Below are 16,950 nucleotides of genomic sequence, written 5' to 3' on the forward strand. Positions count from 1 at the left end.
TTTAGTAAAAATTTATCCTTTTTGTTAGCAAAATAGACTGATGAGGTTGAATTAAATTGTTAATATTATTCAATTTTGAATTAAAAAGTATCTCAAAGTCATCAAAATTATACTCATACTGATTGTTTGAAAAATTGTGAATAATTTTAACGGCCTCACCTTCTAAGTCAATTTGATAAATAATTAATCCTTTATTTTTGTCAACAGTTTCAAAATTTAGACAATCTTTAATTTGCTGGTTTGTTTTTAGCCTAAAAAACTTGGTTTTTTGCCGAAATTCGTTAATTTTGGCAAAAAAATTAAAAATTTGTTCTTCTATTTGCTTATTTTTTAAAATATCAAATTTTAATCCGTTAGTAAAATCTGTTGTCTTATAAGAATTAAAATCAAAAAAATCAGCATTTAAAAACTCAAAAGGTGGATTTTTTTGATTTAAATTTGGATGGCAAGCTTGATAAGTTGCGCCAGAAAAATCGCAAACTTTTGAAAAGCAAAACTCACTTCCTGAACTAAAAAGCACTTTTCCTTGGACAAAAGAGACTAACATCAAGGCTTGTCGATAAGTTTCAATAAATTGTTTTTTTCCGATTTTTGGAGATGAAGATAAAATTTTATCAGCTAAAGTCGGCCCGTCATGACAGGTTAAATATGCTAAATTTAGGCTAATTTCATTAGCAAAAAGATCATAGCGTTTTTTAGAATGGTAAAAATCTTTAAAATCAAAATCAGCAATATTTCCTGGAATTGAAGAGACATAAGCGCCGAATTTTACAGCATTTTTTGATAAAATGAGACCTTTGTCATTTGGTGAATCACTACCTCGAACAGCGTTTCGAATTGTGTCATTAAAATATCCAAAGTCAAAATTATTACCTTCTTTTCCTTTTGTTAATCTTTTAGAAAAGGGCAAATCACTAAAATCTCAAGCTTCTCCGTATAATAAAATGTTAGGATTAATTTTTCTTAGCTCAGTATCGATAATTTTAAGTGATTTTTTATCTAAAAATGAAGCTAAGTCAAAGCGAAATCCATCAACTTTATAATATTTAACAAAAAAAATGAGTGAGTCTAAAATTAGCCTAAAAGCCATCGGTTTTTGGGAGTCTAAGGGCGCAAATCCAACTGGAAAAATTTCAGCATTTTCGCGATAAAAACGACCTGGGGCAACATTTTCAAAAACTGAATTTTTAAAAGTGTGATTATAAACAACATCGAGAATTATTCCAATATTGTTTTTGTGAGCCTGATCAACAAAATTACGGAATTCTACAATTTTTACATAAGGGTCTTGTGGATTTGTTGAAAAACTAGAATTAAGTGAAAAAAAATTAATTGGGTCATAACCCCAGTTATAAGCACTATAATGGCCTTTTCCGTCGCCTTGGTGGAGAATAGGAACACTTTTTTGGGCAAAAGTATAGCAAGAATGGAGTGGAAGTAATTGTAAAAAGTTTAAATTCAGCTTATTTAAGTAAGAAAAAATACCATTATCAATCGCTCCAATAAAAGTTCCAGGATATTGGACTTTTTTTGAAAGCGAACTAAAATCGCGAACATGGAGCTCGTAAATCTGGGCATCAATTTTGGGCTCAGCCTCAAATAAGTTAATATCTGAAGGCATTTGGCCGGTTTTTTCTGAAAAAATATCAATTAAAAAGGCTTTAGGAGTTTCATTTTTAGTTCAATCAAAAGGAGCAAGGCTGAATGCATATGGATCAAGTGCGAAAGTTGTTGTTGAATTAGAGTGTTCAACCTTCAAATTATATGAATATGATTCAAAATTTTTGCTAATTTTGCAAAACCAGGCTCCTTTTGTTTTTTTCATTTTTATTGTTTTAAGAGGGGTTGAATCTTCAAAATGTTTATAAATTAAAAATTCAACTGAAATTGCATCAGGAGATCAAAAATAAAAATGAAACTTTTCATCCTTCAAAAACAAGCCAAGCGGTCCTAGGTATATTTTTCCGCGCGAATTTTTGCGAATTAGACTTTTTTCATAGTCAAAAAGCATGTTTACACCTAAATAATAAAAAAATTTGGCAAATTATTGGCAAAAATTTAAATAATTTAATATAACTTGCCGAAAAATAAATGCAAAATTTAAATTTTTATATTTAAATAATAAAAAAATTGCATTCTACTATTTTAGCATAAAAAAATTCTTTTTATTTTTTTTTAATTATTTTTTCAGGCCGTCTCTAAACAATGATTGCTTGAGATATTTTTTTTAGCCGCCTTCTAAGCTGACCTAGAAAATACCATTCCTTAGATAATCAAATAAACCAAACTAAAAAAGCTAAAATTTTACTTGAAAAGCAAAATTATGAAATTTTTAAACTGCTTTTTTAGTTTAAAACACTAGCAAAAATCAAGTTATAACAAAATAACAAAAATCACAAAAAAATACAACTGCTATTTAAACTCAATGTAAATAGAAAACTCGTTTTTACTTACATTGAGCCTAAAAAATATATGAAGTTTTGAAAGAACAATAACTAAAAGCCCTAAATTTGTAGATTTCTAAACGGTTAAATTTAAGGCATACCATCATACTTAAAAATATAATGGAAAATTCGCATTTTCTGATTTTTTTATGACAAAACCATAACTAATTCCCCCTTAATTCAATATCAATTTATTAATTATTCTTAGTGATGCTTATTATAACATAATTTTTTCTTAGACCAAGCATTTTTTTTTTTTTTTTGCAAAAGCCTAAATTCAAAATAATAAAAATTATGATTTTAGGACAAAAACACGGATTTACCGGTATTTTTGCCTATTTGTATTCACTAAAAAGCGAATTTTTGCCATCAAACTGTCAAACTCAGGAAAAACTGGTTTTAATAGTTGCAATAATTATACATTAATTTTGCAAAAAATAAAGAAAAATATTGATTTTTCACAAAAAAATAATTTTATAAGAATTTTTTTGTATTTTTTGAATTTTTTAATAAAAAATTATTTTTTTTGATAAAATTAGAAAAGAGTACGTATAGACATATGACAAATTCAAAACCAACGTTAAAAACAAGGTTTCGGTATATTTTTTTAGGAAAACTGCCTCTTGAACGAAAGTACCGCCCTAAAATCATCGAATACTTTTATTTATTTATTGGAAATTTTGTAATTTCTACTTTTTGAGTATTAGTTTTATTAGCTTTTGGGAAATATGAGTGGAAAATTTCCCAAAATTGAAGTCTAATTTTATCTAACGAATTTAGTAGTTATTTTTGAAAATTCATAATATCTATTAGCATAACAGCTTGAGTTGTCAATATTTTCTTATGTATTCACTTGATTTACATTCTTTCAAAAACTGAAGATTATAAATGGGTAGTATTTTTGTCAATTTTCACTAATGTTTTTCCATTTTTTAGCTTTTTTAGCTTAATTATTTCAGTTTTTGGCTTTTATAAACACAAAATTGTTTTTAAATAGATGTAAAAGTGTTTTTTTTGAAAGGAATTATCATGAAGAAAATAACAAAATCAATTTTTGGAATGGTTTCTTTTAGCCCTATTGCCTTAATAGCTTGTGGGGGTCCTGTAAACGAATTTGCACATAATAAAGAAATTATTGTCGCAGTTGACCCAGCCCAGACAAATTATTGAAAACAAAATATTGAAGAATTTAACAAAACTGATTCAGCAACAAAAAACGGCTTTAAAATTAGAACTATTTCTAAAAATGTCTTTTCAGCACTAGATTTTTCAACAGTTGGACACACAGACACAAACAATACGCCCGATATTTTTTATGCACCTCAAGACCGAATTACCGACTTAGTCCAAGGTGGGGCAGTTTCTTATTTGAATGATTTTTTACCTAATTTATTTGACGAAATTACAGCTCAAATTGGTGCAACAGCAACAGAAAAAGAAAATATGAGAAATTTCGGGACTGTTTTTGGCCTAAAAAATAACAGAGTCCACTCAGAATTTGTTGGAATCCAACACAACAAAGAAGGAATTGTTCTAGCCTCAACAGAAAATGAAGACCAAACTCGGACAATTTTGTCAAATGCAGACACAGATTCACTTGCTGAGCTTGTTGAAAAAGGCGAAGGTCTGTTTAGAATCCAAGACTTCTGGTACGGAAATGGTGTTCTCGCCGGTGCGCTTGAAAAAATTGCTCAGCGTGAAAATTTAAAAGACGAAGACGGAAAACCCTTGAATTTAATGTCCAAATTATTATATACTAAAAATAATCAATTTACTTCTGGTCTTCTTCATAGTGATATTGATCCGGTTGTTGATTCGAATTTAAAACCGGAAAACAATGAATACCAGCAGTATTTCCGTGAAGCTTTTAAATCAGTGGCAAAAATTTACTACCCAGTTTTTAAAGCTGCTTATGAAAGTGAAGCTGATTATAAAAATTCAATTTGGTCGAAAAAAGGAATTTCACAGGCAGATTTAGCACAAATTATTAAATCTGATATGAATGTTACCCAAAATACAATTTTTCGGCTAATGAAAGAAAAGAAACTAAAATTTGCAATTATTGGAACTTGAGATGTGCAAAACTCAGAAAAATCTGCAAATGCCAAGTCTTTTTTTAACATCACCAAAGCAACTAATGAAACTGATTTTAAACAAGCCCTAGGTTCATGATCTTTTTTGATCAATTCACGAAATAATTCATCATCTCCTGAGCGAAAACAAGCCCTAAATGATCTTTTTAAAATAATGTTTTCGGCTAAAACAAACACCGCTTATTTCCAAGATGATTCAAAAATTCCGTTTGTAAAAGCCCTAACAAATCAAATCAAACAGGAAGTTGAAAAAATTAATCAACCTCTTAGTCTAAAATTTGAAACACTTAAAAAAGACTTAGGATATACAGACGATAATGAAATTGAAAATGCAATAAATGCCCAAATTCAAAAAACAGCAAATCCAAAATATATTAACCAAACAGTTGAGTCAAACTGAGATAAAACAACAAACCAAGATGCTAGCTCAGAAGAAAATTATCTCACTTTTGGTGCACGAATTGAAACAGAAAATCTTGATCCTAGTCTAGTTGAAAGTGCTAATAAAATTAACAGTTTAATTGAAAAATACCAAAAATTTGTCGCAATCCGTAATACTTTGGCAACAATTTTTGGCCAAACAGATTTATCTAAATTCACCGGAAATGGTGAGAGCTGACAAATTGATCAGAGTTTTTTCAAAGTTGGAATTAAAGATGCAAAAGCTGGAAAATACGATCTTGATATTTCCCAAAGTGATACTACCGCGCACGTACGTAAAGTTGAGGCTTTCCTTTTTGGTGCAAATGGTGATGAGCAATCTGAAAAAGACCAAAAAATTGAAAAATACAGTAAATTAATTCTTGAAAATAATCACGACCTTACAAAACTTGAGGCAAGTATTGCTGCTGAAATTAAAGAAATTCAAGAAAAAGCAAAATTAATTGCCAAAAATCCAGCTGCTGATGCAACAATTGAAAAAATTGCGCGTGCTTATTTAAATAATTATGTTAGTGCTGCCCTAATTCGCTCATTTGTTAGCCCTGAGACAATTAAGCAAACAAAAGCACAAAAAACTACCACAAAATCAGGTCAAACTGTTGACAAATACACCTTAGGTGATGCTGAAAAAATTATTAGTGAATACTTAAAATCAAAAAGTTTTGACAAAATTCTTAACGTAATTGACTCAGATAAGACAATTGAAAACCAAGGTGTTGGAATTCTTAATACCGATAATTCCCGTTTTGATCGCTCAAATCCACAATTTAGTTCAACAGTTTGGGGTGCTTGAAATGATCAAACTTTTGGTTCAGAAGTTTTCCACAAAAGTGTTTTAAGTAAAATTAAAAACGAAGAAGATTTTGCCAAAATATTTTTTGACAAAGTTGCAATTGAATACTACAAAAAAATTCTTCTTGCAAACCAAGGAACTAGCAGGGTTATTGTAAATTTTAGTTAAAAATGGGGCCTGTTTTTAAATTTAAGATTAACATACCAAAGGCACATTTTTATTTGCTAATTAGTTTAAGTGCTTTTTTATCAATCGCACTTATTAGTTGAATTTTAATCCCTTTTGTTTTTGGGACACATTTAGATCAAATCAGTAAAACAGATCAGGAAAATCAACGCGAAATTTTAGCCTCAAATTTAGCAGCCGGAAAATTAAGTGCTTATATTGGGACAAATTTATTTGTGATTTTCTTTGGGATTTACCTTTTTATGGCTTATTCAAAAGTAAAAATTGGCTATTTATTCTACTTTTTTTGGATTTTTGTCTTTTCTTCAATGGCTGGCTATCCTTTTTTCCAAGGAGCAGAAAAATTAAACAGTGCTGAATTAATAAGCGGAATTTTTATCTCTATTTTTTGTGGGTTGATTGTTCTTGTGTTGATTTATTCAGTCTACATTTACCGACTTAAACGAATTATTTCAAAATACAAATTAGCAAATGGCGGTTTTAATGCATAAATTACAACTCTATAATTATTATGGCAAGAAATTTGACACTATTATTGATATTGAAGCTAAAACGCTAAAATCTTATTATCATAGTGCAAAAATTACTCACTCAAGATTTTTAGATAAGATCAAAGTTCAAGAAAACATTGAAAAAGAGCTATTTTTACGGGCCCGGCAAACAATTCGCGATAACCTAAAACGCGAATTACATAGTCAAAAAATTGCCTTTAAAAATGAACTAAAAGTTCTCAAAGACGCTTATATTAAACTTAATTTTGCAGTTTCAGTTGAAAAATTGCTCAGTTTTGAAATTAAAAAAATCCAAAAAGAGCTTAAAAATCTTCGCAGTTGATTTAAAGATTTTTCAAAATCACTCAACCAAACAGAAGATAGCCCGCAGGTTAAAGTTGAATTATTTGAAAAAACAAAAAAATCAACCTTAGAATCTGAAGTTGACTTAATAAAAAAGCACTTTATTTTTCAAGTCTGCCTAAATTATGTTAGAAAATACCAAGATTTTGACTTTGATCTAAACAAAATTAGCCAATTTCTTGATGAAGACGGCAAAAAATTCTTAGCTCAGTCAAAACTAAAAAGTGATTTTTTTGTCAATTTTTATCAGCAAATTAAACAAAAACAAGAAGAACTCTTAAAAAAATCAGCTTTGGCTAAAAAAAATTATACTGAAACCAAGCAGTTACAAACTGACTTATATAAAAAAAGAAAGTCAAATTTAGAACTCAAAGCAAAACAAAAAATAATTTCGCTCGAATATAGTTATAAAAATGCAATTGATTTCCTAAAACAGCAAGCAAATCAGCAAAATGCAGCCCAAAGAGAATTAATTAGCGAAAAAAAGCAAGAAATTATCGCTTTTGAGTCCAAAAATATTAGCAAACTAAATGAATTTAAGCACGAAATTAATTCCCAAATTAGTAAAATTAGTGCTCAAAAGCAAAAATATCTTGCCTTTAGTTTGTCCCAGACAAAAATAAATTTCCTTGATCAGGCGATTAAATTATTTTACGCCATTGAAAAAAATGAAAATTTTGAAATTCCAGATTTAGATATTCCCCTTGAGAATCACAGCCAAATTTTAAAAGACAAACTAGATTTTTTTAATAAATTAAAAGATGAAAATCAACAACTTTTTGATTTAATTAAAAGTCATTATTTTGGTTTTTATGGTAGTTTTTTGATAAAAAAACTGGCAAAATCAAGTCTAAAATGGCAAATTTTGCTCCAAAAAGCTAAATATTTAAAACAATATTCATACAAAGGCCATTATCTTCAGGATCTTGGCTGGGCAACCAGAGAAAAAACAATTGAAGACTTTAAGACACGGATAAAATTTATAAATGAAAAAATTCTTGCAAAATACGAGCTAAAAGTTTTAAAATCAAGTCCAGATTTTAAAACTCAGCAAGAAGAAATTAAAACAAAAATCAGTGAAATTAAGCAAAATTATGTTGAGAGTGTTGCCAAAAACAAAAAAAGGCTCCAGCAAAACGAAATCGCCAAAACAGCCTTTAAAAATTTGCAAAAACAAGCCAAAATTGCAAAAACTGACCAAAAAAAAACACTGTTTTTGGGTTCAAAAATAACAAAATTCAAACAAATTCTCAAAACAAATAATTACCGTTATTTTAACGAGCTAAAAGTTAACAAAAAAATTTATGAATCAAAAGCAAATGAAGCACTAAAATCTTATCCTGTTGAGACAATAAAAAACGTCCGTTTTATTAGCTTCTTTTTGAATTTAATCTTCCCAGGACTTGCTGAATTATTTGTATTTCGCCAGTTTATCAAAGGTTCTTTACTTTCAATTGTTGGAATAATTTGTTATGCTTTTATAATTCCCTTTTCATTTGGGGCTTACTGGTCAAAAATGGGCGGAATTCCGGGCTTTGCTGACTTAGGAGCAAATTTACACTCGCCCCGGGATGGTATTTTTACTGATGCACGTTTTTACCTTTTTGGTGGCGTCCTGTCGGTAATTTTAATGGCTTTTGTGCTAATTTACTTTCTAATTGGGGCAATTTCGGCCTGAAGAATTGCAAAGGCAATGGAAGCTGGCGTTGTTCCGGGAAAATGACTCTATTCAAAACAGTGACTACAGACTACCGGATTTCCGTGAATGATTTCACTAATTGGCCATGCTTTAATGATTTTTATCGTTGCTGCACCAATAATTACTTCAGTTTTAATTTCTTTTACTGACTATGGTTATAATCATGCCGCCCCAGGTCAGACAGTTAATTGAGTTGGACTTAAACAATGAGGAAAATGGTGAGATTATCGCCAACTTGGACTGTTTCAATCACTAGCTTCAGTTCTTGGTTGAACAGCAATTTGGACAGTTTTATCAACACTTTTTCCGATTGGTTTAGGAATTTTAATTGCAATTTTAACCAATTCTTCCCGAATTAAAGGTAAAAAGATTTTTCGCTTAATATTTATTTTACCCTGAGCAGTGCCTGCCTTTGTTTCTTTGTCTTTTATTCGTTCAATGTTTGCTGCTGATTCAAAAGGTTATATTAATTTAATTTTAATTAATTTAGGACTTATTAAAGACGGAATTTCTTGACTAAACCAAATTGGTACGGCTCGAGTTTTACTGATTGTTGTTCAGACTTGAATTAGTTATGCCTTTATTTTTATGCTTGTTACCGGAAATCTACAGGCAATTTCGGGCGAAATTTACGAAGCAGGCGCCGTTGATGGGGCTTCAAAGTCACAAATTTTCTGAAAACTAACGCTTCCACAGCTACTTCTGGGAATTGCGCCAATGTTAATTGGACAATTTGTCGGCGCCTTTAATAACTTTACAACAATTTCAATTTTTACAGGCGGCGGTCCTGCTTATGCAAATGCCTCCCCATTTGGTGAGGCCTCAACAGACATTATTATTTCTTGGGTCTTCAAACTAACAACTCAAGGAATAAAAATTGACGGACACCAAGCTTTTGCCGCCGCACTTTCAACACTGGCAGCGCTAATTAGTATTAGTTTTGCCCTTCGTGGTTTTATAAAATCAATGCAAAGGAGATAAAATTATGAACTTATTAGTGTCAAAAATTGCTAGTTATGAGTTTGTTGCCAAAAATGCTAGTCCAAAAAAACGTCTAAATTTAAGTGATGAGCGCGATATTAAGCCAATTGAGTTACTTTGAATTTTTCTTAATTATTTAATTTTAATTTCTTGGTCTGTTGTTGTTTTATTCCCAATAGTTTCGCTAATTATTGCCACTTTTAATGTTGCTAATACTCGACTTATTACAATTACGCCGTTTGTTTTTGGTTTTGATAATTTCACTTATTTATTTACTTCTGAACGGTCTTATTTTTTCTCTTGGTACGGAAATACGCTAACAATTGCGCTTTTAACGATGGTTATTTCAACTACTACCGTTGCTTTAAATAGTTATGCTTATTCACGTTTTCGCTTTAAAGGTTCAAAACATTCTTTGACAATAATTATGTTATTGCAAATGATTCCGGCAACTTCTTCGTTAATTTTTCTCTATATTTTAGTCCAAATTGGCCAAATTGGCGGAATTTCACCAATATTTATGTTAGTGATTATTTACTCAGGTGGGGCAGTTTCTGGACATACTTTCATGCTCAAGGCTTATTTAGATAGTATTTCCCGCGAACTTGATGATTCAGCAAAAATTGATGGCTGTTCAAATTTTGGTGTTTTTTTCAAAATTTTATTACCAGTTTTACGACCTGCAATAATTATGGTCGCACTTTGATCTTTTTTAACACCATTTACCGATGTTATTTTGCCAAGATTTGTGCTTTTCAATATTCAAGACTTAACTCTTGCTGTTGGGCTTGAAACATTTATTAATGTCGAGCCAAAACATGTCAATGCTGGTGCTTATGCAGCTGGGGCTCTACTTGCAGCTCTTCCTGCGCTTGGTTTATTTATGTATTTACAAAAATACATAATTGGCGGACTTTCTGAAGGAGCTGTTAAAGGTTAATTATGGAAAAAAATAAAAAACTTTTTGAACTTGAAGATCTTAATTTAGATTTAAATCAAATTGATTTAAATAAAATGGTTGCAAAAATTGGCCAACAACAAGAAGAAACAAAAGGCGCCAAAATTGTTCTTAATAATGTCTCAAAAAAATATGAAGGTAATGACAAATATACACTCGAGGCAATTGATCTTACAATTGAAAGTGGTAATTTTTGCATCTTTTTAGGACCTTCAGGTTCAGGAAAAACAACGCTTTTAAGAATGATTGCCGGTCTAAATTCAATTACTCAAGGTGATTTAATTTTTAATGGCAAACGATACAATAACCTCCCGCCCCATCAGCGAAATATTGCAATGGTTTTCCAGTCTTATGCCCTTTATCCGCATTTGAATGTTTATGATAATATTTCTTTTGGACTCAAAATTGCAAAAGAAAGACGCGACATTATTGACTCAAAAGTAAAAAATGTTGCCCAAATTTTAAAAATCAGCGACTATCTATACTCAAAACCGCGTGATCTTTCTGGTGGTCAACGTCAAAGGGTTGCAATTGGACGGGCAATTGCTCGTGCACCGCAAGTTTTTTTAATGGACGAACCACTTTCAAATTTAGATGCAAAATTGCGTGAATCAATGCGCCGTGAAATTGTAAATATTCACAGAATGCTTAAAACTACAAGTATTTATGTAACTCATGATCAACTTGAGGCAATGACGATGGGAAACCAAATTGTAGTTTTTAATGACGGTAAAATTCAGCAAAATGGAACAGGAAAAGAATTATATTTTAAACCTAAAAATACTTTTGTTGCCACATTTATCGGTTCGCCAACAATGAATTTATTTGATTGTGTTGTTGAGAACAACCAAATAAAGGCAAAAAAGGCGCCAATTTGATTTGAAGTTGATCAAAAATTGGCAAATTTATTAAGTCAAAATCAAGAATTACAAGTCGGTTTTCGTTCAGAAGATATTTATCTAAACCAAAATCAAGCCCAATTTGACGGTATTATTACTAATGTTGAGCTAATTGGTAAAGATCAACTTGTTGCAATTAAAGTCAGCGATCAACTTGAATTAATTTCCAACCAGAACAATATTTTTGAATACTTTTTAGATCAAAAAGTTAAAGTTAGCTTTAATTTAGAAAGGATTCACATTTTTGATGCAATAACAAAGGAGCGAATTGATCTTGATAACTAATTTAGAATCACGAAGTGCCAAAATTTACTTTTTTATTGCACCCTATTTTACTCGTAAAGTTTTACAATTAATAAGTAAAATTTTGCTTTTAATAATTATAATTTTCTCATTTGTGCAAATTTGGCAGTTTCTTGAACGAATCGATTGGGAAATTGATTTTGTTTCAAAAGGTAGTTTTTCTAATTTAACAACTCAAGAAATTACTGAAATTGCTAGAAGCAAATCAACTTCATTGCCACTTTGACCAATTTTTATTAGTCTAATTTCACTTGTTATTGTTTTTGGTTTTATTCTGTTCTTTTTAATTTTAACGCAACATATTTATTTATGAAAACAATTTGGCGATCTCAAAGGATTTTATAAATTTATTTTTACTTTATCCATAATTATTTTTATTTTAAGTTTCTTTATTGTCGCCCTTCAACCGGCTCAAGTTGAGCAAAATGTTAGTGTAAAAATTGGCGAAACCACCGTCACAGATTCAATTTTTTCTGATTTTCCTAATTATACAAAAATGTGAATAAGTCTAATTTTTAGCTTTTTAATTTTGATTTTACAAATAAGTGCAAAATCAAAATTTGGTGCTCTTGAAAAAGACAAAACTTTAGCAAAAAAGCCTTTTGAAACAAAAAGTCTTGAAGCAAAAATAAACCAAATTATCCAAAAAAATTCCAACAGCTAATTGTATTTTAAACATTTTCCCGAGTTTCTCAGTTTGATGAGATAATTTTAAAAAGGCGTCCAGTTTTTGGGCGCTTTTTTAACTTTTTTTGGAAAAAGTTAATTACAATTTTAAAACACTGGCAAAAATCAATTTATTGATAAAACAACAAAAATCACAAAAAAATACAACTACTATTTAAACTCAATGCAAATAGAAAACTCATTTTTATTTACATTGAGCCTAAAAAAATATGTGAAGTTTTGAAAGAGCCATAATCAAAAAGCCCTAAATTTATAGATTTCTAAACGGTTAAATTTAAGGCATTCCATCATATTTAAAAATATGACGGATAATTCGCATTTTCTGATTGTTTTATGGCTAAAACATAACTAATCCCCCTTAATTCAATATTAAAATTTATTAATTCATTCTTAGTGAAGATTATTATAACATAATTTTATTTTAGACCAAGCATTTTTTTTTTTTTTTTACAAAAGGCTAATTTCAAAATAATAAAAATTAAGATTTTAGGTCAAAAAACACGGATTTACCGGTATTTTTGCATATTTGTATTCAATAAAAAGTGAATGTTTTCCATCGAACTGCCAAACTCAAGAATATACTAGCTTAGATCTAATATTTAAAAAAATCACCAAATGGCGATTTTAAAAATATCTGTGTGTTACATTTATATTCTTAATTTGAGAAAATACGACTAGATTTTATCTAATCGTCTTTTTTATGAAAGTATTTTTCATTTACTTCATCTTCAAATTTCTTTATTAAGTTTTGATGATTTTTTAAAAACCATTTTTTGTGATTTTCAAGATATTTTTTTCTAATACTAGAATCATTTAAATCGTTAGGCACCCTTTTGATTCTTTCATCTTCACTATCAAAACCTGTAAAATCTTCTTCTAATCTTTCCTTACACATTTGAACATACTCTTCATTAATTTCTATACCTATACCTCGTCTATTAGTTTGCTGGCAAACTCTAAGCATTGTTCCGCTACCAACAAATGGGTCAAGTACAATATCATTTTCATTCGATGAAGCTAAAATCATTCTTTCATACAAGGCTTCTGGTTTTTGTGTGGGATGTTTTTTTCTATTCTTATTACAATAATGCATATGAGAAAATTGCCATACATTTCCCGGATTTGAACCCCTCATATTATTTATTGAACGGTAAAATTTTTGTGGAACTCTTATATCATCTAAGTTAAAGGTAAATTTACTTTTATGCTTGGTAAACATTAGTATATCATCGTGTCTAGGAGAAAACCCTTTTGTTTTCCCTATTCCTTGTGTATAAAACCAAGTTATCCAAGAATTAAAATGCATATTCAACTCTTTTTCAAGTATGCTATAAATATATGATATATATCTCATACCCATAAAAATATATATAGTTCCATCATCTTTTAGTACTCTTTTTGCTTCGGTAAGCCACACTGTCTTAAAAATTCTAAATACTCTTCAAATTCCAAATTATCTTTATTATTTCCATAATCTTTATTCAAATTGTATGGCGGATCTGTGACAATTAAATTAATACTTTTAGATTCAATTTTTTTAAGTTCTTCAATTGCGTTTCGCAAATTATTTTTAAATTTTTATCCATTTATTTTTAATTGCCTCTCTATAGAAATCTTCAAATGTTCTTGTGCTACTATGTAAATATTTTTTATCTAATAATTGACACATTTCCCAAGTAGTTCTTCTTTTAAAACTAACATGATGAATATCTTTTATTTGTATTTGACCAGTACCTAGAGCTGGATTATAGCTTATGTCATTATCTCCTATAAATTTTAAGTCATACGCATTAAAGTCAACAACTTCCATAATGCCATCCATCAATTGTGTTCGTTCATTTCTTTCTGAATAAACTTTATGCTTAATCGACAATACTATAAACATATAATCAGGATCAACTACATAAGCTGTCCTAATCCTAGAAAAAGAAGTAATATTAGGACCTTTCCCACTATCAACAATATCATTCGCAGTCGCCTTTACATCAATATTTCCTGTAAGAACTTTAACATTATCTTTCTTAAACTCAAGTATAATATCTGCCATTCCTAATCTTTCTTGCACTTCTACATTTATTAAATTGTATTTATTATTTCGAACATTTCTAATGTCGACAAAAACCTCATTTGCCCAAACTTCGATCATAGGACCTGCAATTTTGTTTATATTTTCTAATGATAGTCCTAATTTTAAATTTGTATTTATTATAATCTTATCATCACCAGAATTTTTTCGTTCTTGTAATATATTTATTATTTGTTCAATAACAAATTTTGAATCTTTTTCATATTCCTTAGACTCTATAGGAATTTTAAACTCTAAATCTTCATATCTCATAATTGTTTTTTCCTCCATTTTAAATAATTTTAATAACATCTTCAATTTTACAATTTAATTCTTCACATATCCTTTCAATATTTTTAAGCGATATATATTCCCGAGTTTCCCAGTTTGATGAGATAATCTTAAAAAGTTTCGGGTTTTTCGTGGTTTTTCCCGAGTTTCCCAGTTTGATAAGGTAATTTTAAAAAAGCATCTGGTTTTAGGCACTTTTTTAAGTTTTTCGGTAAAAGTTAATAACAATTTTATTAGTGATTTATTAAGATATCAAAGTAAAAATCATACCTATTTCAAATATTCGGATCACTAGGAACACCATCTCGATTTTTAAATGTTATTTGCTGATCTAAAGTGTTAAATTCAACCCTTTGCCTTAATTTTTGCAACATCGTTACTAAACCAACCTCAGTTAATTGATTGTTTTCAAATAACTTGTTATCACTAATATGTTTGTTGATTTTAAATATTATAGTTTTTAAAATAACTAGTGAGATAAAACACAAAAGTGTATGAGCTAGAATGTGCTCGTCAATTCTTAAAAATACGGGCCGAATATTCAACAAACCTTTTAGACTTCTAAAATTAGCTTCAATATTCCACTGTTTTTGGTATTTTTCAACTATATCTAAGACATTTAAATTCAGTATATTTGTTTCATAAACATAGTAGCCATCAAATTGTTTGTCTTTGTCAATTTTACTTTGATCTAATTCAAATTTCATGTTTGAAATTTCCTTAAAATATTTAGGTTTTTTACCAAACAATTTGTTTACTTCAATAAAACCGTCTTTATTTTGTTTTTTAATAAAACTTTCGATTTGCTCTTCACGAGCTTTTCTGTCTTTTATCGCTCTTTTTGTACTGTAAGTAATAATTCTTCTTCTAATATTTTCAGTGTATCTTTTATTTTTATAAGATGAATAAAATTCTTCTTTTTTATACTTAAAATCCGCATTTACATCAACATAATCCCTTGGATCTAGTAAATAATTTTTGAATTTTTGAGTCCCTACCTTTGCACGATATGAAATAATAAAATTATAGTTTCTTGATTCAAGAAATCGAATATTTGCAGCAGTTGACATGCCGCGATCAGCGATTATTGTCATATTTTTGATATTATATTTGGATTCAACATCTAATACAAAAGGGATTAATGTACTAGAATCGCCGGTATTTCCTTTAAAAACTTTAATATGAAAAGGAATACCATTTTTATCACACGCTAAGCCAATGACAATTTGGTCTTCTTTGAATTTAGCATCTTTAGAATAGCCAGGAATTCTTAATCCATTTCTTTCAAATGTCTCAAAATAGATTGTTGATGAGTCAAAATAAAATTCACTGTCCCTTTTTCCAAGTTCGCTTGTTACCATTTTGTTGACACTATTTAAAAGTTGATTTTGTGACTCAAAGACAAGATCTAGGAGTCTATAAAAGCTATTTTTGGAAGCATTTATTTGATTTGAGTAGTCATCCTTTTTATCAAAAGCATTAATAATGCTGCCAGGATCAGTGATCCGTTTTGAAATTAAGTAGTTAAAAATTTCTTTCATATTTTTATGTCTACTTTTAGGAAGTGACTCAAAAATATTGTGCTTTTCAATAAGTTTTTCAATTAATTCCCCACCAACAAAAACCGAACCTTCGATTATTGCGGAATTTTTAATAGAATCAAGTAAAATAGCCTTGACTTTATCTTTGTCATCTAAATTTGAAAACAATTTCAATTTTTCTTTGATAATTTGAACAGCATTTGGATTAATTTTTTCCAAATTCCGCTCATTTCCTAAACTAAATCAACGTTTTGGACCTTTGGAATAACCTTGTGTTCAGCCAACATATTTATATGGTTTATCTTTTGAAGATCCTCAAACACTAAATAAAAACAAATTTTGTTTTTTCATAATGTATAATTATACCATAAAATTACTTAAAATGCTACCAAATGCTACCAATAAAAATTAAGGTTTTACATTCAAAAAACACCGATTTACAGGTCTTTTTTCATATTTATATTTACTAAAAAGTGAATTTTTGCCTTCAAACTGGGAAACTCGGGACAATTTAATTCTTCACATATCCTTTCAATATTTTTAAGCGATATATATTCCCGAGTTTCCCAGTTTGATGAGATAATCTTAAAAAGTTTCGGGTTTTTCGTGGTTTTTAAACTAAAAAAGCAAAATTATTAAATATTTAAACTGCTTTTTTAGCTTAAAACACTGACAAGAATCAATTTATGGATAAAATAACAAAAATCATAAAAAA

At 29.2% G+C, this 16,950-nt stretch carries 13 protein-coding genes; 7 read left to right on the forward strand and 6 right to left on the reverse strand.

Annotation, left to right across the window (positions count from 1 at the left end):
- Position 1: 1 nt before the first annotated feature.
- Positions 2-2,011, reverse strand: coding sequence for an alpha-amylase family glycosyl hydrolase (locus tag V3249_RS02370; protein ID WP_337896770.1), 2,010 nt, complete (start codon positions 2,009-2,011; stop codon positions 2-4).
- A 727-nt stretch (positions 2,012-2,738) separates the two neighbouring features.
- On the opposite strand from V3249_RS02370, the gene V3249_RS02375 reads away from it, so the two are divergent.
- From V3249_RS02375 to V3249_RS02405, 7 genes are all read left to right on the forward strand, one after another.
- Complete coding sequence (locus tag V3249_RS02375) at positions 2,739-2,870, forward strand: hypothetical protein (protein ID WP_337896769.1); 132 nt, start codon at positions 2,739-2,741, stop codon at positions 2,868-2,870.
- A 603-nt stretch (positions 2,871-3,473) separates the two neighbouring features.
- Positions 3,474-5,939 (forward strand): hypothetical protein, encoded by a 2,466-nt coding sequence (locus V3249_RS02380; protein WP_341517446.1) that lies wholly within the window; start codon positions 3,474-3,476, stop codon positions 5,937-5,939.
- 2 nt (positions 5,940-5,941) lie between these two features.
- Positions 5,942-6,448: a hypothetical protein gene (locus tag V3249_RS02385; protein WP_337896766.1), complete on the forward strand. Its 507-nt coding sequence runs from the start codon at positions 5,942-5,944 to the stop codon at positions 6,446-6,448.
- Entirely contained in the window at positions 6,441-9,491 is a 3,051-nt protein-coding gene (locus V3249_RS02390) for an ABC transporter permease subunit (protein ID WP_341517447.1), read from the forward strand. The genes V3249_RS02385 and V3249_RS02390 overlap by 8 nt, the downstream gene beginning before the upstream one ends.
- A 4-nt stretch (positions 9,492-9,495) precedes the next feature.
- On the forward strand, positions 9,496-10,431 hold the full coding sequence (locus V3249_RS02395) for a sugar ABC transporter permease (RefSeq protein ID WP_337896764.1): 936 nt from the start codon (positions 9,496-9,498) through the stop codon (positions 10,429-10,431).
- 2 nt (positions 10,432-10,433) lie between these two features.
- Entirely contained in the window at positions 10,434-11,633 is a 1,200-nt protein-coding gene (locus V3249_RS02400) for an ABC transporter ATP-binding protein (RefSeq protein ID WP_044284268.1), read from the forward strand.
- Positions 11,623-12,315 (forward strand): hypothetical protein, encoded by a 693-nt coding sequence (locus V3249_RS02405; RefSeq protein ID WP_044284269.1) that lies wholly within the window; start codon positions 11,623-11,625, stop codon positions 12,313-12,315. The genes V3249_RS02400 and V3249_RS02405 overlap by 11 nt, the downstream gene beginning before the upstream one ends.
- Positions 12,316-13,023: 708 nt before the next feature.
- Here V3249_RS02405 and V3249_RS02410 read toward each other — a convergent pair.
- The 5 genes from V3249_RS02410 to V3249_RS02420 form a co-directional block, all read right to left on the reverse strand.
- A complete protein-coding gene (locus V3249_RS02410) occupies positions 13,024-13,755 on the reverse strand; it encodes a site-specific DNA-methyltransferase (RefSeq protein WP_337896763.1) in 732 nt (243 codons plus the stop codon).
- Positions 13,725-13,901 carry a DNA methyltransferase gene (locus tag V3249_RS04220; protein WP_337896762.1) on the reverse strand — a complete coding sequence of 59 codons (177 nt, stop codon included), beginning with the start codon at positions 13,899-13,901 and terminating at the stop codon, positions 13,725-13,727. The genes V3249_RS02410 and V3249_RS04220 overlap by 31 nt, the downstream gene beginning before the upstream one ends.
- A gap of 7 nt (positions 13,902-13,908) precedes the next feature.
- Positions 13,909-14,676 (reverse strand): restriction endonuclease, encoded by a 768-nt coding sequence (locus V3249_RS02415; RefSeq protein WP_341517448.1) that lies wholly within the window; start codon positions 14,674-14,676, stop codon positions 13,909-13,911.
- Between the two features lie 19 nt (positions 14,677-14,695).
- The gene (locus V3249_RS04225) at positions 14,696-14,854 is read right to left on the reverse strand and encodes a helix-turn-helix domain-containing protein (protein ID WP_425355591.1); all 159 of its coding nucleotides are present in this window, start codon (positions 14,852-14,854) and stop codon (positions 14,696-14,698) included.
- Between the two features lie 73 nt (positions 14,855-14,927).
- Positions 14,928-16,586, reverse strand: coding sequence for an IS1634 family transposase (locus V3249_RS02420; protein WP_252263002.1), 1,659 nt, complete (start codon positions 16,584-16,586; stop codon positions 14,928-14,930).
- Between the last annotated feature and the right edge of the window lie 364 nt (positions 16,587-16,950).

The sequence above is a fragment of the Mesomycoplasma ovipneumoniae genome (genome assembly GCF_038095995.1).
Taxonomy (GTDB): Bacteria; Bacillota_I; Bacilli_A; order Mycoplasmatales; family Metamycoplasmataceae; genus Mesomycoplasma; species Mesomycoplasma ovipneumoniae_F.